This is a genomic window from Lishizhenia tianjinensis, from assembly GCF_900116425.1.
GTDB classification, from domain to species: Bacteria; Bacteroidota; Bacteroidia; order Flavobacteriales_D; family Crocinitomicaceae; genus Lishizhenia; species Lishizhenia tianjinensis.
This window is the reverse complement of sequence record NZ_FPAS01000001.1, coordinates 1,245,979-1,266,461: the sequence shown is the minus strand read 5'-3', so window position 1 is coordinate 1,266,461 and position 20,483 is coordinate 1,245,979. Positions and strand designations below refer to the sequence as shown.

Sequence of the window (20,483 nt, the reverse complement as noted above, 5' to 3'; positions counted from 1 at the left end):
ATCCCCCTTTCTGGTTATTTAAAGATGAAATACAATTCTTTAAATTGTTAAATCATTAAATTTTTAAATACCTGTGTTATACGATGGTAATTTCAATTTCCTCGTCTATCACCAAAACATCACCTTTCACAAGCTTAGCTCTACGGCGCGTTTCAACTTCACCGTTTCTAACTACTAACTCATCGTCAACAATCATTTTGGCGTGACCACCCGTTTGGGCAATGTTTACGGCTTTCAACAATTTTAAAAGCTCTATGTATTCTCCTTCGAGTAAAAATTCTATCGTTTGCATTATCTGTTTTGTTTGTAAAATTCGAACAAGTCATCAGCACTTTGGAAAGATGATTTTTCACCCTTTAAAACTGCCGCTTCTTCTGCTTTAAGTCTGTCTTTAACGGCCGAATTTAAGAAGAAATCTGCCATGAGCAATTCTTTCAAACTTTCATTCATCCAGTATTTATCTTGCGATTGCCTTTTCTGTTTAAACCATCCGTTGATTTTAGTTTGGTTTTGAAAAGAAAGTATGGTTTGCCACACCTTGTCTATGTTCGTATTGGTCAAAGAACTTGCGGTAAGCGCTTTGGGTATCCACTCGTTTTTATTGGGTGGAAAAAGGTGCATGGCGTTTTGGTATTCTCTACGCGCCAAGTTGGCCTTTTTGATGTTGTCTCCATCTGCTTTAGTTATCACTAAAGCATCGGCCATTTCCATAATACCACGTTTGATACCTTGCAATTCATCTCCGGCACCCGCCAGCATCAACAATAAGAAGAAATCAACCATGGAGTGCACAACAGTTTCTGATTGTCCCACACCAACGGTTTCTATCAAAATAATTTCAAATCCAGCCGCTTCGCACAAGAAAATGGCTTCTCTGGTTTTACGGGCCACACCTCCTAAAGAATCACCTGCAGCGGACGGACGAATAAAAACGTTGCTTTGTTGCGAAAGCTCTTGCATACGTGTCTTGTCGCCCAATATACTCCCACCACTTTTCTCCGAAGAAGGGTCTATGGCCAGTACCGCCACCTTTTTATTCTCTTGGAGCAAGTGCATACCAAAAGACTCGATAAAGGTACTTTTTCCTACACCAGGAACTCCAGTGATTCCAACACGTATAGAATTTCCAGCATGAGGCAAACAGGCGCTTACCAATTCTTTGGCAGTTACCTTGTCTTGCGGCAAATTGCTTTCCAACAAAGTAATGGCAGAACTCAAAGCCGTTAGGTTACCCGCAAGTATACCTTCCATCAAATTGTCTTTGGTCAAAGCTTCTTTACGTTGCTTTCTTTTCTCCATCCATCGCTTTAACTGCTCGTCATTCATGGTACAATTCAAAATTTAAAAATCAAAATTCAAAAAGGGGACTTTCTGTGGGAAAATGCCTTGTTTTCAAAGATAGAATTTCTAACCACTAAAAAAGGAACACTCCTTTAGGGAATTCAAAAATTCAAGGATTCAAAAATTTAAGTATTATTTTCGTTGAAACTTAACTGATGATTAAAGATCCATTTATCAAAGGAATTATCATTACCATCTTGGTAGTTTGTTTAATTCTAGTTTTAGCACCATTTTTTATTTTTTTAGGAGCTTCTTCATCTCCAGAAGGCATGAATGGAGAGCGAATACAATATTGGGGAGAATTAGGTAGTTACTTTTCAGGGACGAGTGGTATAGTAGCTTCTATATTGGTAGGAACTGCCAATTTGTTTTTAATTTATTGGGTTTATTCCAAACAAAAAACGGATAGAATAAAATCGAATGAATATGATTTAACTATTAAAATAAGTGAGCTACTTTATACTCCAGATGAAAAAAGAGAAACTTTATCAGTTTTAAAAAGGGTCTACAATGATCTGGATGTAATCCAAAGGTGGATTGAATTAGGATTTGTTGAAAATGGGACTCAATTGGTTCAAGGGATTATATTTATAAGATCAACTATTCATAATGTTTTTCCTCCAGATGTTATGAGTAGAATAGAGAAAAATTCTCATGAATTTAGTACAGTTAGAAATTCTGAATTAATTGCAACAAGATTATTGGCGGAGGAATTCAAAAAGAATAATGTTAACAACGTTGATTTTTATAAACTACATGACAATAAGGTTATCCGTAATTATTATTACTACAGATTTTTCTTTAGAAGTATAGACGTGGTAAAGGATTTACTTAAAATTAATTTAAGAGAGGAGAGAATTAGTCAATCAGTATTTGAGGGTGTTATCAGAAAGCATGAGGACGTATTTATGAAACATGAGTATGATTTTTACATCAAGAATTTGTATTGATGTATACACTAAAAAGGAACACTCCTTTGGGGAATTCAAAAATTCATCTCTCGGCTATCGCTCGAGAGCCTTTAATTACAGCATTAAAAAAGGGACACAACCCTAAGATCATATCCCTTTTCTATCTATCGTTAAGAATTAAGTCGCTTTTGACTTATCACTCTTCACTTATCACTCCCCACAAACTCTTAACTCATAATTTCTCAACTCCTAACTAGACAGCAACATTGTGCTCTCTCAATGCGTCGTTCAAAGAAGTTTTTAAATCTGTACTTGCTTTACGTTTCCCGATGATCAAAGCACAAGGAACTTGGTAAGATCCAGCTGGGAATTCTTTGGTGTAAGAACCAGGGATTACAACTGAACGTGCAGGAACTACACCTTTCATTTCAACCGGCTCGTCTCCAGTAACGTCGATGATTTTTGTAGATTTTGTCAATACTACGTTAGCTCCCAAAACAGCTTCTTTTTCTACACGTACACCTTCCACAACGATACATCTAGATCCAAGGAAAGCACCGTCTTCTATGATTACTGGCGCAGCTTGTAGAGGCTCCAATACACCACCAATTCCAACACCACCACTCAAGTGAACGTCTTTACCGATTTGCGCACAAGATCCTACTGTTGCCCAGGTATCAACCATAGTACCGGCATCAACGTAAGCACCAATGTTTATGTAAGAAGGCATCATAATTACCCCAGCAGAAATGTAAGCTCCGTAACGTGCTACAGCGTGAGGTACAACACGTACACCCAATTCTTTGTAGTTCGTTTTCAAGGCCATTTTGTCGTGGAATTCGAATGGACCCACCTCAATTGTTTCCATTTTACGAATAGGGAAGTACAATACCACTGCCTTCTTTACCCACTCGTTCACTTTCCATCCACCGTTACCATCTGGCTCAGCCACACGTAATCTACCTTTGTCAATTTCCTCGATTACTTGGTTAATCGTCTCTATCGTTTGCGCATCGTTTAAAAGACTTCTGTCTTCCCATGCTTTTTCTATGATTTCTTGCATAACTTTTCTACTTGAAGTCACAAAATTAGAGTCTTATCCGAGATTAGCCATGCCTAAGCGCACAGAAAACAGATTTTTTACATTTTTCCCAATTTTTGTTGAGATGAAGGAAGTCAGTTTTGAGTGTGAGTAGGGAGCTAGAGGATTTGCAGTGTGAGTTGGAGTGTGAGTATTGAGAAAATTTCAACTTGAAAGCAAGATCTAGAGGTTATCGAGCCGAGCGAAGTTCTATTGTGAGTAAAGACAAGCTTACGGAGTAATTTTGAATTCACACAAGTGGCTCATTTGCTTTGCTTTTCGTAAATTTGTAGGAAAACAAGTTGTGTAATGGATGTACAAGCTACAAAGTTAAAATTGCTGAAGTTTATTTTGGAAAATGATAATTCTGACTTCATCGCGCGACTTGCAGAGTTTATCCGGAAAGAGGAAGGCGACTTTTGGAATGACTTATCTGAGGTTGAGCAAAAGCATATAATTCAAGGTATAGAGGAGCTAGATAAAGGGAAAAGAATCGAATACGACTCCTTTTTAAAGAAAATTTCTTAGCCTATGAAAACCTACCTATCCGAACTAGCCGAATCACAATTATTAGACCTTTTAGATTATCTTATTTATAAATGGGGTGTAAAAGTGCGTGATAATTTCTTGACCAAATTAGACCTCAAAATAAAGCAAATATCTAAGCATCCCTATAGCTGTCCTGAATCGAAAGAATTTGGAAATCTGTTTAAATGTGTCGTCACAAAACAAACGACCTTCTTTTACCGAGTGGATAAAGAACAAGAGGAAATAGAAATAATTACAGTTTTTGATACTCGGAGAGACCCTGAAAATAGAAACTTAGTAGAGTAGAAATAAGTTGAGTTATTGATTATATAGCTCCGGTTAGTTGAATGTAATTTTTTCGAATATAGTTTTATTCATGATTTAAAGGTATTATAAACCGCGTAATACTTTTCACCTTATCTCCCTTGGCGCCGCTGAATGCATAGAAGTCAGAGAAGGCATAAATAGTTCCATTTTCGCATGTCATTTTGCCCATTACGGCACCTTCTCGTCCGTGGGTAAGGACTTTTTCTAAGCTGAGTGCTGTAATTGGATATTCTAGAAAAACACTTGTGTTGAGATCGGCTTTCGACACTGTTTTTTGTGTCTCTACCCAATGCCAAGTGAATTTGTCTGTAAAAGCTTCAAGCAAGGCATCCAAGTCTCTACGTGCATAGGCAATATTGATAGTAACCAAAAAATCTTTTTTCGGTGCATTGTCGCACCCTTTGGGGATGGAGAGTTTCATTGTTGAATTAAATCGTTGGACTTTAAAATTAAACCGAATGTTTGAAAAATCAATTTCCGATGTTCTTTCCTTTTTGTTTAATATGTTGTAAATCTACCATCAGTGGTTCTCCATTCACTGAAATACTCTCAATTTCCGGTTCGTCGCCGAGGCGATTTTGATTGTCAATGTAAAAGCAATAATGAATCGTGTGTTCACAGTTACAGAAAGCCAAGGAACTATATTGGTGATAAATTAGATTAAGGTTGTTTTCCTCAAAGGCGGCATCACAAATAAAATCGCTTCCACATTTTTCAATCACCCCTATGCTAATGTCTAAGTATTCTTCCGTGTATTCTATTTCTTTTATGTATGGGAATTTTTCATTGGGTCCAAACCTTCTACTTCTGCAAGAATTGTCCACTTTGACTTCTCCCAAACAAAAAAGTGCTAGCTCACATAAATAAAAAGAGTTTGCAGTTTCCTCTAAAACAAACGATCCTTGAGGTAAAGTATAGTCTTTTTTCGAGATTATATTTTTGCTAACAATGTTTTTAATAGCTTGTAAACTCGATATGTTTGAAGGAGGGGGAGTTTGTTCTACTCCGTTTTTTTTACATGCTGATAGTGCAGAACCCAATAGAAATAAGGTGCTTAAGAAGATTATTTTCATAGTCTGTATTTAGGGTATAAATGCTGTAATCAAGAAAGATAACACCGTATTTAGATTTCTTTTAATAAATAAACCTTTAAACATTTAAAAATCTCATGTCTTAAATCTTTAAATCACGAACGTCAGCTCTTTCTTAAATTTTTAAATACCATCCCCCCATCTAAAACTCTAAAAATCTAACCGTCTAAAAGTCTAAATTCCTACTTTTGCACCATGAACAGAATTTTAGCTTTAGACTTTGGTTTGCGTAGAACAGGTGTGGCAATTACCGATGAAATGAACATCATTGCTTCGGGTTTAACTACCGTAGATTCTCGTGATTTGATGAACTTTTTACAAGCTGAAATTCCTAAACTAGGTGTGGGAACTATCGTTTTAGGAGAACCCAAACGTTTGAACAACGAAGACACACACAGTTCTGAAAACGTTCGTTTATTGAGAGAAGCCTTGGAGAAAAACTTTCCGCTTCAAAAAATTGTAATGGTAGACGAAAGGTTTACTTCTAAAATGGCATTTCAAACCATGATAGACAGTGGTTTAAAAAAGAAACAGCGTAAAAACAAAGCCATGGTAGATGAGATTAGCGCCACCTTGATTTTACAATCTTACATGCAGCAAATGGGGATGTAAGTTCTCTAAAGACAACTCCTGAAATTATTCTTACGTTTGTAGTATAGGGTCTAATACTATTACTACATGCAACATATTCCTTCTTATTCTTTCGCGGACAGTGGTAAACCTGAGAAGTTGGTAGAGGTCTTTCCTTGGGAAGAAAAAAGCTTTTACAATTTCGAAGAAATGCACGCACATACCTACAACGAAATTTTCATTTTTTTAGAAGGAGGAGGAGAGCATGTGATGTTTGGAAAAATGTACCAGGCTCAAAAAGGGAGCTTTCACATTTTACCGGCATCTTTTCCCCATAAATTAAAACGATCTACTGATTCCAAAGGATTTACCTTGGCTTTCTCCAATCATTTCTTGGAACAATTACAAGTCTTTCACAAAGAAACCAAGCTCTTTAATTTGATCGCGAGTCCGGTGACCTATACAGCTTCTTCAGAAGAGTTTGAAGTGTTTAATTTTTACTTTAAGGAACTTTTTAGTCATAGAACCGATGAGTCGTTACGACTAAATTTAGCGGCCCATATTTTATTGAAACTTTCAGGTAACCTCAACCAGCATGATGAGGTAGACGGGGTTTTTGTGTTAGAATTTATGCGTTTGCTCAACACTTCCTATCATCAAAAACCAAATTTAAGTTTCTATGCTGAAGCTTTGGGGGTGAGTGAATCGAAATTGAGCAAGATGGTAAAGAAGAATTTTGGAAAAACCTTGCACGACATGCAAAACGAAAGAATTCTGGCCAAAGCCAAACAACTTCTTTTGGAAGATGATTTAAATATTGCTCAAATTGCAGTATCGGTCAACTTCTTTGACGAAGCTCATTTTTCTAAATTTTTCAAGCAACATACGGGTCTAACGCCAACAGAATTCAAGCAGGCAGAAATTTACAAGGAATAGAAGATAATCTACAAGGATAAAGCTTAAAAATCACCGAACTTCGTAATAAACATAAAATGTACACCATGAAAAAGTTAAAATATACGCTGGGTTGTTTGGTTTTGAGTGTCTTCACTTTCGGACAATGGCAAGCACCTGCAAGTAATCAAAGTTTTTACGGCGAGTTGAGTTATCCCGCTATAGATACTGCCTATATTACAGGAACGATAGGTGAATTATACCAAACATTGGATGGTGGAGAAACTTGGACCAATATTCAAGAATTTGGAGGTTTCTCATCTTTATATAAACCACAATTCATCAATGGTAAAATAGGTTTTGTAAATGCAAATGGAGGAGTTTATCGTACCATGGATGCGGGAGCAACTTGGGATACCATAAGTGCAGATTGGATCAACCAAACAGGTTTGCCTTTTAATGATTTGGTGATAGGAGATGATTATCTCTATGCCTATTACCAAGTCAACGACTCCATGCAAATTATTCGTTCAGCAGATTTGGGGGATAACTGGACCGATTTGGTTGTACTTCCATTTACCAGTTACATTCTTGCCTTAGACCTATGGGAAGATACTTATGGAGTAATTTTAGACCCTACGAATCCTGAAAAATACTATTACTCCACAGATGGTTTTGTAAGTGTTGATACGGTTTACACCCAAAATTTTCAAGAAGTAACAGGTGGGGGAAGATTGGATATGGTGAATTCTGCTTTGGCTGTTAACTACAGACAGTTTGGTGGTACAGGACCCTCTCAGCGTATACAAGCCAGCTCTGGTTTTGTACACGATTTAAACTTGGATGGTTTTAATGTGTTACCTGTTATCGATTTAGATCAACAATTTGGAAAACTCATCGCCTCGAGTTACTATGGAAAATACTTTATTTGTTTGAACACCAATGCTACCCAATGGACGGAGTATAACATAGGAGTAGATGCTCCCATTTACAGTATAGATTTCGCTGATGAAGAACACGCCATAGCATTGGTAGGAAATGAATTGAGGTATACAAAGAATGCTTCCCTTTTAGGCGTGTCAAACCCTATAGAAATGAACTTTAAGGTTTATCCCAATCCTTTTGAAAGTAACTTGAATCTAGAAACAGAAAACAAAGACGCCTTGTTTCGTTTATATGATGTACAAGGGAATTTAGTACACACGATGAAGTCGGGAGGGGAGCATAGTTTAGATTTCTTACAAAGTGGTGTTTACCTGTTAGAAATGACGGATGGAATACACACGAACTACCAAAAGGTGATTAAAAAGTAACAAAAGAAGAGTTTCTGTACTTCTAAGTTTTAGGTTGAAGGTAGATTTGTTAATTTTGTAGCTCAAAATTGAAAAGAATGATATTACCTGTTGTAGCATACGGAGATCCGGTGTTGAAAAAAGAAGGAGAAGAAATCGATAAAGATTACCCTGAATTAGACAAGTTGATTGCAGATATGTGGGAAACCATGTATGCAGCCCACGGTGTTGGTTTGGCGGCTCCTCAAATAGGAAAATCTATTCGTTTGTTTGTTGTAGATGCTTCACCTTTTGCAGAAGATGAGGATGAGGATCCACGAGCTAAAGGGTTGAAAGATTTCAAAAAGGTTTTCATTAATCCTATCATAGAAGAAGAGAGCGGAGAAGAATGGGCTTTTCAAGAAGGTTGTTTGTCTATTCCTAAGGTTAGAGAAGATGTATACCGTAAGGAGACAATCGTAATCACGTACTTTGATGAAAATTGGGAGTTCCACGAAGAAACTTATTCTGGTTACGCGGCTCGTGTGATTCAACACGAATATGATCATGTAGATGGGGTGTTGTTTACAGATCACCTTTCTCCCTTGAAGAAAAGAATGATTACGAAGAAATTGACAAACATTTCTAAAGGGGAAGTAGATATAGACTACAGAATGAAATTTCCACTTCAGAAAAAAGGAAGAAAATAGATTACTCAATAAACTGAAGAGCTAGCATTATTTATGCTGGCTCTTTTTGTTTTCTTATTACATTCGTTAAAAAAATAAATCATGAAGAAAATCTTTTTACTCGCGGGTTGCGGAGCACTATTATTGGCGTGTTCTTCTAAGGAAGAAACTGTGGTAAATGACCAAGCAGCTCCTGTAGAAATTACAGCAGAAAGCATTAAAGAAGGAATTAAAGTAATGGATGATTCTCTAGAGGTGATTTACAAAAACATCATGGAGAATGATGGTCAGCTCGACCGTAAAGCAGTATTAGAAGCTATCAACAGACATTTGAGTTTGTATAAAAACTTCCCCGAAGACGAAGCGGCAGCAGCATCCTTAGACAAGGCACAAATGTTATTTATGCAATTGCGCTTAGAAGAAGAAGCTGCGAAATGGAGATCAACTTTAATCAAAGAATATCCTGCATACAAAGACATACACAGAATTTACGACATGCAAATTGTGTATTATACCATAGATGATGTACAGCCTAAAAAAGCGGAAGAACTAATACGTTTGGCTTTGGTAGATTCTACAAATATGGCAACCGAGCAAGTCGAAATGTTGAAGTCTAGATTAGAAAATATCAACTTGAGCTTTGATGAATTGACGAAAAAAATGAATGCAAACTAGTCGAATTTCTTTCTGTTAACGTTGTGTTAAAAAAGCAACTTGCACAGAGTTCTGTGCGTATATTTGAAAGTAAGAAAATCAAAAAAACAAATAATTATGAAAAAGGCATTATTTACTTTGTCACTTGCAATAGCAGCTATCTTCGCTGTTAACACAGTAGTAGCTCAAGAGATTGTTGATGGAGCGAAAATTGAATTTGAAAAGACTTTACACGACTACGGAACAATTGAGCACGGAGGAAATGGAGTTTATGAATTCGTTTTCACGAACACAGGAAACCAGCCTTTGATGATTTCTAACGCAAAAGGATCTTGCGGATGTACAGTTCCTGAGTGGCCAAAGGAGCCAATCGCACCAGGAGCAACTGGAGTGATTAAAGTAAAATATGATACGAAAAGAGCTGGACAGTTCTCTAAAAGCGTTACTTTAACTTCTAACGCAGTGAATTCTCCAACTATGGTAATTAGAATTAAAGGTGTAGTGAAGTCTCCAGCACAAGGTGGAGCACCAGCTAACGGAACTGGAGCACCAGCAAACTAAGATATTGATGAGGCTATATTTCGCGATCATATTTATAGCTTTGAACTCCGCCCTTGGTCTCGGCCAGGAGGCGGAGTTTCATTTTTTGGAGAAAACAACTGTGAAGTTGGGTGACTTCAAAGAAGGGGAGACGGCAAAACACAAATTCTATTTTGTAAACAGCGGGGATGCCCCACTTCTAATTTATGCTGCAGATGTAAGCTGTAGTTGTACCAAAACAAAATTCACCTCCACGCCTATAGCACCGGGAGATACTTCATTTTTTGAAGTTACCTTTGATACGAATGGGAAATACTACTGGCAGGATAGGGAAATATTGATCAGTTCTAATGCGAAAAAGAAGGAGAAGTTGCGCATTAAATTGTATGTAATTCCAAAAGAGGAAGAAGGCCATTAAGCCCCCAATCCTCTTTCTATTTCTTGTAACTTAACCGTAATTTCACTGATTAAATACGCCTTTTGTTCATCTTGAGTTTTTCCGTTTTCTATGTAACGCGTTAAATGTAATTGCGATTCTAACACCTGTTCTTCTTCAAACGGACCTTCCAAGTTTTCAATAATGGTAATCGCCTCTAAAGCATCCATGAAATCACCATTCACGGCAATGTTTACAAAGTCTTGTAAATGCTCTGAGTAGTCCACCTTCGAATTCCAAAGGGTATTGAGTAATTTCTGACGTTGGTTAGGGTATTGATTTTCATTGATGATGGCCATGATGAAAGGAACAACCCCCGTATCTTTTAAAGAACATAAAAACTCTATGATCTCTTTCTCTACTTTTTGCTCAATTTCTCCATCAAGTTTACGTACCAAAGCCTCAATGATTTTGGGTTGACCGTGAACTTGTAAAGATTTCAAAGCCTTGATTTGTTGGTCACTATCACCTGTATTCAATTGAATAAGCAATTGTTTTACTTTCAATGCTTCTTTTTCCGCTTTTTTGTTTTGTTCTTCTTGACTCACTATGCTGAATTTTCTGCAAAGTTAATGAATATATTACCATAAAAAAGGTAGGCTCAACCTTAATTCAAAAGCTTATATTTGTGGACAAATTGTTAGAAATACTAAAGAAAACAAAGCGTATAATGAAGATTAAATTTAGCACGTTGACACTTGCATTTGCATCTGCATTTGTTTTAGGGTCTTGTGGTGGTTCTCAAGAAGAGACTACAGCTTCTGATCAAGAAGTAGAAGCAGTTCAAGAAGAATTAAACATTTATACAGACCGTCACTACGAAGTAGATAGAGTTTTATATGATTTGTTCGAGGCGGAAACAGGAATTAAAGTGAACATCCTTCCTGGTAACTCAGAAGAGTTGTTGTCTCGAATGAAAAATGAAGGGGATAGAGGTTTTGCTGATATTTACTTCACGGCTGACGTAGCGCGTTTATACCAAGCGCAAGAGGCTGGTTTCTTCCAGAATTCTTCTTCTGCAGTTTTAGATTCTATCATTCCATCTTACTTAAGAGAAGAGAATGGTAAATGGTATGGTTTAACAAAGAGAGCACGTATCATTGCCTATGCTAAGGATAGAGTTGATACTTCAATGTTGTCTACTTACGAAGATTTGGCCAACGAAAAATGGCAAGGAAAGATTGCCGTAAGAGCAGCAAACAACGTATATAACCAATCATTATTAGCTTCTATCATTGCAAATGATGGAGAGGAAGCAGCATTAGCTTGGGCTACAGCTGTAGTGAAGAACATGTACCAAGAACCATCAGGAAATGATAGAGATCAGGTAAAAGCAGTATTCGCAGAAAAAGCAGATGTTGCTATAGTTAATACCTATTACGTGGGTAAATTATTGAATTCAGAAGATGCTTTGGAAAAAGAAGCAGGTGAGTCTGTAAATATTTTCTTCCCAAACCAAAAGGGTAGAGGTACACACATTAACATCAGTGGTTTAGGAATATTAAATGGAGCCAAGCATGCTGAGAATGCTTTGAAGTTAATTGAGTTCTTAGCACAAGAAAAAGCACAAGAGCAATTGGCACAAGCGAATTACGAATTTCCAGTGAATAAAAATGTGCCCGCTAGTGATTTAGTGCAGTCTTGGGGAACCTTCAAAGAAGACACTTTATCTTTGCAGAAAATTGGAGCATTGAATGCGACTGCAATTCAAATGTTTGATAAAGCAGGTTGGAAGTAATTGAATTTCAAGAGTAAGAAATATAGAACTTGGAGCATCGTCTCCGCAATTGTGGGAGGAATAATTTTTATTCCTCTCCTTTTTGTATTAGAGGGTTTTGCCGATGGTACAAATGAAAACATTCAACACATCCAAGAGTATGTGTTACCCGATTTAATTTACACGACTCTTCGCATGATACTTGGCGTGAGTGCGGTAAGTATACTTTTAGCTGTTCCCACGGCCTATTTTGTTGCCAACTTCAACTTTCCTTTGCGTAGCTTTTTAGAAAAGGCCAATGTACTTCCACTAACTATCCCCACGTATATCATGGGCTTTGTTTATGCAAGTATTTTTTCTTTTACTGGAAGTTTCACGAAGTTGTCCATGCTCTTTTTTTCACCCAAAGAAATCTTTGCGTGGGATGTTAATGTTCTTACAGAGGGCTGGTTAATGGTCTTTTTAGGCTTTGCGCTCTATCCTTATGTGTATTCTTCTAGCTTGTTGCACTTCTCAAGTAAGAATAAAGCCATAACTGAGGCTGCTTCTACCTTAGGGGTATCAAGTATGAAACGCTTTTTTACCTTGATCTTACCCTTGGCAATACCTTCCATTTTAGGTGGAACCGTATTGGTAGTAATGGAGGTCATCAATGATTATGGTGCGGTAAGCTATTTCAATGTGAAAACTTTTTCAGCCGGAATCTTTCAAGCCAAGCAGATGGACTTTTCTGGATCCCTCTATTTGAGTGCACTAGCTTTTGTACTGATTTCTCTGATTTTTGGAAGTCTCTTTGTCTATAGAAACATGAAGCGTGTTTCCGATAAGAAGAACAGTAACGATTTTCAGTTAAAACCTTTGAAAGGTCCGAAGGCTATGCTCTTTTCTTTCCTGGCTTTTCTTCCTTTCTTTTTAGGTTTTGTAGTGCCTGTAGCGCAATTAATTTACTTGTCTTTCTTCACTCCAAAATCGCTAATTGATGAAGAGTTAATAAGTACAACCTTAGAATCGTTTAGAGTGGCTATTTTACCTGCAGTAATCATCGTTGTCATCACTCTGTTACTCTTGTACAATAAGTACCTAAATAAAGGATGGAAATCGAGTTTAATTGCCAATCTTTCCACCTTGGGATATGCCATTCCGGGAGCTGTAATAGGTGTAGCCGTTTTAGGTTTTGCTTTCTTTATGCAAAAAGATGGTGATTTTTATGCTTGGGGAATTGAGAGTTTGTTTCTCTTGAGCATGGCTTATGTTATCCGTTTTATGGCGGTGGGCTATAATACCTTAGAGTCTAACTATGCGCGTTTACCGGATGCTTTACCCGATGCTTCTAGAGTTTTAGGCAAGTCGAGTTTTGTGACCTTTTTAAAAGTGAATTTCCCTATTTTGAAATTTGGAATTTTCACCACTTTTGCTGTTGTGATTATTGATGTATTAAAGGACTTGCCTTTAACTTTGATATTACAACCTTTCAACTTTGAAACTTTGGCCACTAAAGCGTATAAAAAGGCAAAAGTAGCGGAAAGCGTTACAGATGCAGCGCCCTATGCCTTATTGTTAATTGCATTAGGTGTTGTGGTTTCTTTAGTATTGATGCGTTCCAATAAATCTTCGAAATGAGTTATCTTAAATTAGAAAATATTACCAAATCATTCGGTAAATCTCAAGTATTGAAGGAGGTGAGTTTTGCCATAGCCCAAAACGAAATTGTTGCTCTTTTAGGTGAGAGTGGTTCGGGTAAGACGACCTTGTTGCGCATAATTGCTGGACTCGAGTTTGCAAATTCTGGGAAGGTAGTAGTGAACGATAAAATCATGCAGGATGCTTCAACCTTTTTGAAGACAGAACACCGAAATATAGGGGTGATATTTCAAGACTATGCATTGTTCCCTCATCTAAATGTAAAGCAAAATATAGCTTACGGTTTGACGGATAAAAATGAGCGTATACTACAAGATTTCTTGCGCATTTTTGAGTTGGAAGATCATGCAAAGAAAAGACCGCATCAACTGTCGGGAGGACAACAACAACGTGTGGCTATAGCGAGAAGTATTATAGTTAATCCTGATTTATTGTTACTTGATGAACCTTTTTCTAGTTTAGATCAATCCCTAAAAAGAAAAGTAAGAAGTGAAATTTCAACCATATTAAGAAGACAGAATATTCCATCTATTCTTGTTACCCACGATCCGGATGATGCTATGGAAATGGCAGACAAGATAGCCATCCTTCAAAAAGGGGAGATTGTACAATTTGATACTCCTGAAAATATTTACAAGCAGCCTATCAATGAATATGTAGGAGATTTAACAGGCGGAATCAATGTAATAAATGGAAAACTCGTTCGTCCAAGCGATACGAAGATTCGAGAGAATGAGATGGGGGGCTATAAAGTTGTGAAATGTAGTTTCTACAAAGGCGATTACTTTATTACTTTACAAGCTGTTGCAAATCCAAAGGAATTTATAAATGTCATTGCTAAAACGCGTGTTGAATTAGGATCTATAATGGATGTAGAGTAAAAAAAAGGCAAACCATAAGCCGGGTTCTGTGTCCTTAAAAAGGTGTCTATCATTTATCCAGTACTAAAGTCACCTTTAGCATCTATCGATCTACCCTCCGAGTCGAACGAGCAATTCTTAGCACATTTCTGTGCGCCTCGGTATACATGATCTTTCAGTCCGTAAGGTTTACCCTGCCACTCATGTCGCCACAAGCGCGGTGAGCTCTTACCTCGCCTTTTCACCTTTTCCTCGTAAACGAGGTAGTTTATTTTCTGCGGCACTTTCTGTATTCGTTAAAACGAACCCTTCCCGTTAGGAAGTACGGTGCTCTTTACTGCCCAGACTTTCCTCTCTTCCATTTGGAACAGCGATAGACTAGTTTGCCTTTGGGGCAAAGATAAGAACTTAAGTGAATAATTGTGCTTATTGAATAAGGAGACGTTCTTGTTTCGTTTCACCGTCGATTTCAACCTCTAATAGATACGCGCCAGTAGGAAGTTTAGAAACATTCAAGTATGTCGTGAAATCTTTGGTCAGTACAATTTGACCAGCTGTATTTCTCAGCGTTAAATGTCGCACTTGATGTGAGAAGAATAACCCATCTCTAGTAGGATTGGGATAAATGTAAAACTCAGTAAAAGGTGAGGCCTCCTCCGTGCCTACAGATATATTGTCTTTGTATTCAGTTTTAGAAACGGTTTGTATCCCAAAGTTTTCGGTGGTTTCTATTCTTAAGATTGCGATGTCTTCGTTGTTGGTCCACCATTCATAAATGTGTTTGGTGGGTAATGGAAGTTCATACCATGCCCCTGCCGCTCCATTTAGAGATATATAAACAGAATCAAGTTCTACAATTCTATGATGAATGCGCAAACAGGGAAAGCTACCATAGGGTGTGCTAATGTTGCCATATCCGTCAACTTCGGAGTAATGTTGTATGTATTGCCTAAGTTGAGCGTCGTAAATAGGATTTAAATCAAAGGAGGTGTAAGCTCTTGAAGAATCCACATCCCCATAATTTAACGGAAGTTTATAAAGCCTTTCAATAGTATCTGAAGGAAAAGGAATGGCTTGTCCTTGCACACTTATTCCGTAACCTACCTTTGCAATTTGAGTGTTTTCTACCTTTATAAAGTTATCAACCCTATCAATGTTTATAGGAAGTACAGTTGAAGGTATATTGCTCAAGGTAAAATCTGTATTTTCCTGAAAGTAATTTGCTTGATATGCTGGTGGAGCAAAAATACCATACGCGGCTTGAATGAATAAGCTTGCTTGAGTAAGGGAGTTGTAATTGATAGTATCTTGACTCACCTCGTTTAAATTACTGAAATCCCAAGTATAGTTGGCTCCAGTTGAAGTGAAGTCAACATTTGTATTTGCACTCGAGTAATATTCTGCACCCGGTGAAGACTGAAAATCTGAAGATGTTAATGAAATCTGAGCGGAACTAACTCCGCTTATAAAAAGTATGCCAAGTAGAGTTAGCGTAGATTTCATTTTTTAAAAGTTTTGAGGGAACCCAAAAGTTAAATCCAACTCAGCATCTCTAATCATGCCATCTGATAAACGTTTAAGTTTACAATTGATCAAGCCATTGGCTATAGAAACAGGAATACCATCAACATTCTCTTTGTACTTTTCGTATTTGCTAATTTCAACAAATAAACTGTCGTTTTCAGGAATGTTACTTATCCATGTTTCACCATCTATTTCGAAACGTAAATCTAAACTGTAATCGTTGTTTAGAGGATTAATATTTTCGGCGAATGAAAAATCTTGAATGAATTTACCTTCCAAATCAAAATCGACCATGATAGATTTTGTGCGCTGAACACCATTACTGTAGTTAACAATAACCGTGATTGGAACTCTTCCAGTAAAGGCTGATGTTGAAAGTTCAATTGCATCTGAGAACAAAACTCCATTCACGTACCATTCAACATTGTCTATAGGGTAGATGGTATTGTTAAATACACTTAATCTTCCCGTAGATCCAACGATGTGAACGGGTTGACCAATAGCATGTTTTTTATAACCTAATATTACGTCATTACAAAGATTCGCCACTTCTCCGTCTACAAAAGTTACTTCGGCACAGATGTTAAATAAACCATGCTCATAAAGGGTAATTGAATTAGATGAATAATAATCACCATTTACATACCAATCTATGGCATCTATTTTAACATTGTTGGCAAAAGAATCTATGGCAAATTGAAAAGTAGGTGTAACCGCGTTTCGAGTAAATGCAAATTGCGGTTGATTTGTTATCAATTCTAAATTGTCATTGTCTAAATTACCATCATGTATGGTCAATTTAAACGAAGAGTTGTTGTTGCTAATATCTCCATAGAATAGATTTACACCATTGCGCTCGTCAAAACCAGTATACATGTATTGGTTGTCGTCTCCTGCAACGATGTTAATTTCTTCTTGACCAATTTTACCTTTGACCATGAATACGGGTTCGTTAGACTCTACCAATTCTGGCATTTCGTCTTTCTTACATGCTGATAAAACAAGTAAAAATGAAAGTGTCAATATTGTAGAAAATCTACTCATTATTTTCTAAAGTTATACTTAAGGTAAACAAAACCGTATTTAGGATTAATGTCTTGACCAACCATGTCAAACTGTTCAGTTAAGGCTGCTCTAGAATTTAAGTAGGTACCCATTTTGATTCCTAAATCAACTCTATTGAAAAGGTTTCTTTCTACGAAGAAATATGCACTTGAAGTATTTTGTTTCAATCCTTCTGTTAATCCGTAGTAAACACCTTCTTCTTCTAAGGCACCGTCTTGGTAAGTTCTAAATTCTGCTCTTGAGTGGTTTAAGAAATTGTATTTAAATCCAACTCCAAAACTCACCTTATTAAAGCTTGCACCAATTTCTATTGGTAGATATAAGTCGTATAGTTCTTTGTAAACCAACTCATTTGAAGAGTTTCTACTTCCGAAATCATAAATCTTAGCATAAGTAGTATAAGTAATGTTAGATTGGGTTGTAATGTTTACACCAACACCTGTTCTCACTCTAAACCAATTCTTTCTAAATTCATAATTCAAAGCTCCATTGTAAACAAATGACCTTCCAGCTATCGCGTCATTGTAATTGTCAGAAATACCTGCTCCTAACTCGATGTATAGTCTATCCTTTAAACGTTGGATATTTTTAAAATCTATCAGAGAGCTTGCTGAAGAATTCCCAAATGAACTTGCTAAAGAACCAGGTTCTTTCACACTTAATCTATCTATCTTCTTACTCAGGTTTGCAAAAGGATCTAAAGTCGCCTTCAATAAAATTGGTTGCGCATTCTGCGTTGGAGTTGAAAGCTCTTTATTCTTTACTACTTGAGTTGTTTCTTCTACTGCTTTCTCGTCTTTAACATTTACAACAGTTGTGTTTTCTTTTGCTATTGCAGAGCTAGCAAGCATTTGATCTGTTAAAGCGTTTGTATTGAATACGCTGGTCTTCTTTGATTTTGTATTCAAAACAACATTTTCACTGCTTTCCACAGCTGTTTCCTCATTGGATGAACTCGCTGTTTTCGTGATTGCCAAAGTTGATGTTGTTTGGGCATTATTTTTCTTAACAGCCGAAGTTGAATTTTGTTGAGCAGCATTCATAGCTACTACATTTTGAGGTGTAGCAATAAGTGCGTCTACTTGCTCTGCTACTGTACCATCGCTATACTTGTTTTGGTTAGGAATCAACAAGAGTGATCCAATGCCAATCAAAGCAAGTATACCAACAGAAAGCATAGAGTAGATGCCTCTCTTTCCTTTCTCTTCTTGATCTAAAAATGCGTTCATCTCGTCCCAGTAAGCTTCTTTAAACTCCACTTGTGGGGCCGAGTTGGCAGCATCTCGGAACAACTGATCTATATCTTTATCGGTTAAACTCATATAACTTTTGTTCTTAACTCTGCTTCAGTTAATTTTTCTAATCTTTCTTTTAATTCTTTTCTTGCCGTACTCAAATGCCATTTGGATGTTCCTTCAGACATGTTTAACATTTCGGCAATCTCTCTATGGTTATATCCTTCTACAACGTACATTAAGAAAACTTGTTTTGCAGCAGGCTTTAAATATTCTAACAACTGCATAATGTCCTTTTGGCCAAATGCATTTAAAGCATCGTTGCTACTCGAACTTGCGTGATAGTCTAATTCCTGATCGTTTTCTTTTATGTTGATGTTGGTTTTGTAATTTTTATTCTTTCTATAGTCATCAATTAATGTGTTTGCCATGATACGTTTAGACCATGCAGCAAACATTACTTCTTCTAAGTCTATCTTGCTTAGATTTTTAAGTATTTTATAGAAACCTTTGTTGAAGATGGCACGAGCGTCCTCTTCATTTTTGTGATACTGTAAACATTTGGGCATAAGGAATACATAACACGCCTCGTAAAGCTTCTTCTGAGCCTTGCGATCATTTTTAGCGCATGCAATCAATAATTCGGTATCAATGTGCATATAATTGTTAATTCCTTTGATTTTGTTTAGCATCTGCAAATTAATCAAATTTTACAAAAGAGAATGTAATTCTTTTAATAGTTCTTGGGTTTCTCTTCATTTTCATGAACGTTGTTTACCTTTATAAGGTTGGAACAAAAGTGAAGATTTATGAAATTATTTTTATTACGTCATGCGAAAACCCAAAAACCAGGAAAAAATCAAGATGATTTTGACCGTGATTTGATGGAAAAAGGCATCAAACAATGTGCTTTGTTGTCCGACTATTTCTCGTCTAAAAATTATAACATTCCTACCGTCCATTGTTCAACCGCTCAACGCACGCAACATACTTATGCGCGTATTAAAAACTCACTTTCTTCACATCAGTTGCATTTGCATAATGAATTGTATTTGCCTTCTAGGACCGAAATGCTCAAGTTTGTTTGGGAACAAAAAGGGGGAGATGACATGATGATTATCGGGCACAATAATGGTATTTCTGATTTAGCGATGTATTTTTTAGATGAACCACTAATGTTGTCAACTGGAGGTTTGGTTGTTTTGGAATTTCCCTTTGAATCGTGGGCCGAGTGTTCTAAAGCTACTGCTCTTTGTTTTGATCTTTATCTTCCGCAGGTTGTTTAGGTATGTAGTAATAGACTACATTTTGCGCCTTGATTTGTTCTTCCTCTTGCGCTTTTCGCATTTCTTCACGCTCCTGTGCTCTGCGCAGATTCTCTTTATACATGCCTTCTAAGTCAGGAGGCTCTATTCCCATTTCCTGTTCAATTTCATACCAATATTTAAGAGGTTTTGGTCCTTGATTCCGTGCGGCTATTGCTGCAACTATTCCTACAATTAAACCAAATAAATGACCTTCCCATGATATGGGTTTTTCGGTTGGGAATATACCCCAAATAAGACTACCGTATAAAAAGATGACAAAAAGTGAAATGGCCCACATGGGGGTTCTTTTCCTAAAGATTCCACTTACAAACAAGAAAGAGAAAAGTCCATAGATAACACCAGAAATTCCTATATGATAACTGCCTGTGCTCGGTGCTAGATTCCACAATAAGAAACCACCTCCTAGCCAAATGGCAAGAACTACATAAAGCGCAATTTTTCTGTAGTAGTAAATTAAGGCAGCCAATAAAACAAAGGTGGGCAGGGAGTTATTTACAATGTGCGTGAAATCGCGCTGTGAATGTATAAAAGGCATAAAGAATATTCCTTTGAGTCCTTCCATGGTTTGAGGAAGTACACCGTATTTATACAAATCGAGATGAAAAGTAAAATCCATTAAATAAATACTCCACAAAATAAGCAGTAACAAAAAAGGGTAGAGCAATGCTTCTAGCATGTTTCCGTCATGGATGTAGTTAAATCTTTTCACACTTTCATTCAATCAATAGTTATGCCTCCTGTTTATTTCGGTCATTGTGGCAGAATAGTTAATTTTTAGTT

General features: G+C 36.9%; 25 protein-coding genes and 1 other RNA gene. 14 read left to right on the top strand and 12 right to left on the bottom strand.

The window, feature by feature from the left end; all coding sequences use genetic code 11:
- Positions 1 to 76: 76 nt before the first annotated feature.
- Both BM327_RS05875 and meaB read right to left on the bottom strand, forming a co-directional pair.
- Positions 77 to 292, bottom strand: a complete 216-nt coding sequence (locus BM327_RS05875; RefSeq protein WP_090247388.1) for an RNA-binding S4 domain-containing protein — start codon at positions 290 to 292, stop codon at positions 77 to 79.
- Entirely contained in the window at positions 292 to 1,326 is a 1,035-nt protein-coding gene (gene meaB / locus BM327_RS05870) for a methylmalonyl Co-A mutase-associated GTPase MeaB (RefSeq protein ID WP_090247387.1), read from the bottom strand. Before meaB ends, BM327_RS05875 begins: the two co-directional genes overlap by 1 nt.
- Positions 1,327 to 1,496: 170 nt before the next feature.
- On the opposite strand from meaB, the gene BM327_RS05865 reads away from it, so the two are divergent.
- The gene (locus BM327_RS05865; protein ID WP_090247386.1) at positions 1,497 to 2,291 is read left to right on the top strand and encodes a hypothetical protein; all 795 of its coding nucleotides are present in this window, start codon (positions 1,497 to 1,499) and stop codon (positions 2,289 to 2,291) included.
- Between the two features lie 214 nt (positions 2,292 to 2,505).
- Here the strand turns inward: BM327_RS05865 and BM327_RS05860 are convergent, their stop codons facing one another.
- Positions 2,506 to 3,315 carry a 2,3,4,5-tetrahydropyridine-2,6-dicarboxylate N-succinyltransferase gene (locus BM327_RS05860; protein ID WP_090247385.1) on the bottom strand — a complete coding sequence of 270 codons (810 nt, stop codon included), beginning with the start codon at positions 3,313 to 3,315 and terminating at the stop codon, positions 2,506 to 2,508.
- Positions 3,316 to 3,642: 327 nt separating this feature from the next.
- Between BM327_RS05860 and BM327_RS05855 the strand changes: the two genes are divergently transcribed.
- On the top strand, positions 3,643 to 3,861 hold the full coding sequence (locus BM327_RS05855) for a hypothetical protein (RefSeq protein WP_090247384.1): 219 nt from the start codon (positions 3,643 to 3,645) through the stop codon (positions 3,859 to 3,861).
- A 3-nt stretch (positions 3,862 to 3,864) separates the two neighbouring features.
- Entirely contained in the window at positions 3,865 to 4,167 is a 303-nt protein-coding gene (locus BM327_RS05850; RefSeq protein WP_090247383.1) for a type II toxin-antitoxin system RelE/ParE family toxin, read from the top strand.
- Between the two features lie 64 nt (positions 4,168 to 4,231).
- Here the strand turns inward: BM327_RS05850 and BM327_RS05845 are convergent, their stop codons facing one another.
- Entirely contained in the window at positions 4,232 to 4,609 is a 378-nt protein-coding gene (locus BM327_RS05845; RefSeq protein WP_090247382.1) for a hypothetical protein, read from the bottom strand.
- Between the two features lie 49 nt (positions 4,610 to 4,658).
- Positions 4,659 to 5,261, bottom strand: a complete 603-nt coding sequence (locus BM327_RS05840) for a hypothetical protein (RefSeq protein ID WP_090247381.1) — start codon at positions 5,259 to 5,261, stop codon at positions 4,659 to 4,661.
- Positions 5,262 to 5,474: 213 nt separating this feature from the next.
- Here BM327_RS05840 and ruvX point away from each other — a divergent pair, with 213 nt between their 5' ends.
- The 7 genes from ruvX (at position 5,475) to BM327_RS05805 (ending at position 10,315) form a co-directional block, all read left to right on the top strand.
- Positions 5,475 to 5,891 carry a Holliday junction resolvase RuvX gene (gene ruvX, locus BM327_RS05835; protein WP_090247380.1) on the top strand — a complete coding sequence of 139 codons (417 nt, stop codon included), beginning with the start codon at positions 5,475 to 5,477 and terminating at the stop codon, positions 5,889 to 5,891.
- 66 nt (positions 5,892 to 5,957) lie between these two features.
- On the top strand, positions 5,958 to 6,785 hold the full coding sequence (locus BM327_RS05830) for a helix-turn-helix domain-containing protein (RefSeq protein WP_090247379.1): 828 nt from the start codon (positions 5,958 to 5,960) through the stop codon (positions 6,783 to 6,785).
- Between the two features lie 65 nt (positions 6,786 to 6,850).
- Positions 6,851 to 8,056, top strand: coding sequence for a T9SS type A sorting domain-containing protein (locus BM327_RS05825; protein WP_170853688.1), 1,206 nt, complete (start codon positions 6,851 to 6,853; stop codon positions 8,054 to 8,056).
- A gap of 77 nt (positions 8,057 to 8,133) precedes the next feature.
- The gene (gene def, locus BM327_RS05820) at positions 8,134 to 8,724 is read left to right on the top strand and encodes a peptide deformylase (protein WP_090247377.1); all 591 of its coding nucleotides are present in this window, start codon (positions 8,134 to 8,136) and stop codon (positions 8,722 to 8,724) included.
- A gap of 81 nt (positions 8,725 to 8,805) precedes the next feature.
- Positions 8,806 to 9,378, top strand: a complete 573-nt coding sequence (locus tag BM327_RS05815; RefSeq protein ID WP_090247376.1) for a hypothetical protein — start codon at positions 8,806 to 8,808, stop codon at positions 9,376 to 9,378.
- 96 nt (positions 9,379 to 9,474) lie between these two features.
- Positions 9,475 to 9,918 carry a DUF1573 domain-containing protein gene (locus BM327_RS05810; RefSeq protein ID WP_090247375.1) on the top strand — a complete coding sequence of 148 codons (444 nt, stop codon included), beginning with the start codon at positions 9,475 to 9,477 and terminating at the stop codon, positions 9,916 to 9,918.
- Positions 9,919 to 9,925: 7 nt separating this feature from the next.
- Positions 9,926 to 10,315: a DUF1573 domain-containing protein gene (locus BM327_RS05805; RefSeq protein WP_090247374.1), complete on the top strand. Its 390-nt coding sequence runs from the start codon at positions 9,926 to 9,928 to the stop codon at positions 10,313 to 10,315.
- Here BM327_RS05805 and BM327_RS05800 read toward each other — a convergent pair.
- Positions 10,312 to 10,881 (bottom strand): hypothetical protein, encoded by a 570-nt coding sequence (locus tag BM327_RS05800; protein WP_090247373.1) that lies wholly within the window; start codon positions 10,879 to 10,881, stop codon positions 10,312 to 10,314. The two genes, BM327_RS05805 and BM327_RS05800, sit on opposite strands and share 4 nt — an antisense overlap.
- Before the next feature lie 122 nt (positions 10,882 to 11,003).
- Between BM327_RS05800 and BM327_RS05795 the strand changes: the two genes are divergently transcribed.
- Genes BM327_RS05795 through BM327_RS05785 form a run of 3 tightly spaced genes read left to right on the top strand, consistent with a single transcriptional unit; the run spans position 11,004 to position 14,572 of the window.
- On the top strand, positions 11,004 to 12,071 hold the full coding sequence (locus tag BM327_RS05795; RefSeq protein ID WP_090247618.1) for a Fe(3+) ABC transporter substrate-binding protein: 1,068 nt from the start codon (positions 11,004 to 11,006) through the stop codon (positions 12,069 to 12,071).
- Positions 12,072 to 12,122: 51 nt separating this feature from the next.
- Entirely contained in the window at positions 12,123 to 13,670 is a 1,548-nt protein-coding gene (locus BM327_RS05790) for an ABC transporter permease (RefSeq protein ID WP_090247372.1), read from the top strand.
- The gene (locus BM327_RS05785) at positions 13,667 to 14,572 is read left to right on the top strand and encodes an ABC transporter ATP-binding protein (RefSeq protein WP_090247371.1); all 906 of its coding nucleotides are present in this window, start codon (positions 13,667 to 13,669) and stop codon (positions 14,570 to 14,572) included. Before BM327_RS05790 ends, BM327_RS05785 begins: the two co-directional genes overlap by 4 nt.
- Here BM327_RS05785 and rnpB read toward each other — a convergent pair.
- From rnpB to BM327_RS05760, 5 genes are all read right to left on the bottom strand, one after another.
- Positions 14,573 to 14,941: RNase P RNA component class A (gene rnpB / locus BM327_RS05780), an RNA gene on the bottom strand. It lies immediately after the preceding gene.
- Positions 14,942 to 14,977: 36 nt separating this feature from the next.
- Positions 14,978 to 16,054, bottom strand: coding sequence for a T9SS type A sorting domain-containing protein (locus tag BM327_RS05775; RefSeq protein WP_090247370.1), 1,077 nt, complete (start codon positions 16,052 to 16,054; stop codon positions 14,978 to 14,980).
- Positions 16,055 to 16,057: 3 nt separating this feature from the next.
- A complete protein-coding gene (locus tag BM327_RS05770) occupies positions 16,058 to 17,119 on the bottom strand; it encodes a hypothetical protein (RefSeq protein WP_090247369.1) in 1,062 nt (353 codons plus the stop codon).
- A complete protein-coding gene (locus BM327_RS05765; RefSeq protein ID WP_090247368.1) occupies positions 17,119 to 18,462 on the bottom strand; it encodes a hypothetical protein in 1,344 nt (447 codons plus the stop codon). The genes BM327_RS05770 and BM327_RS05765 overlap by 1 nt, the downstream gene beginning before the upstream one ends.
- Positions 18,459 to 19,067, bottom strand: coding sequence for an RNA polymerase sigma factor (locus tag BM327_RS05760; protein WP_090247367.1), 609 nt, complete (start codon positions 19,065 to 19,067; stop codon positions 18,459 to 18,461). The genes BM327_RS05765 and BM327_RS05760 overlap by 4 nt, the downstream gene beginning before the upstream one ends.
- Before the next feature lie 117 nt (positions 19,068 to 19,184).
- Between BM327_RS05760 and BM327_RS05755 the strand changes: the two genes are divergently transcribed.
- Entirely contained in the window at positions 19,185 to 19,661 is a 477-nt protein-coding gene (locus tag BM327_RS05755) for a SixA phosphatase family protein (RefSeq protein ID WP_090247366.1), read from the top strand.
- On the opposite strand, the gene BM327_RS05750 is transcribed toward BM327_RS05755, so the two are convergent.
- Positions 19,618 to 20,412 carry a rhomboid family intramembrane serine protease gene (locus BM327_RS05750; protein WP_139230269.1) on the bottom strand — a complete coding sequence of 265 codons (795 nt, stop codon included), beginning with the start codon at positions 20,410 to 20,412 and terminating at the stop codon, positions 19,618 to 19,620. The genes BM327_RS05755 and BM327_RS05750 overlap by 44 nt on opposite strands.
- Between the last annotated feature and the right edge of the window lie 71 nt (positions 20,413 to 20,483).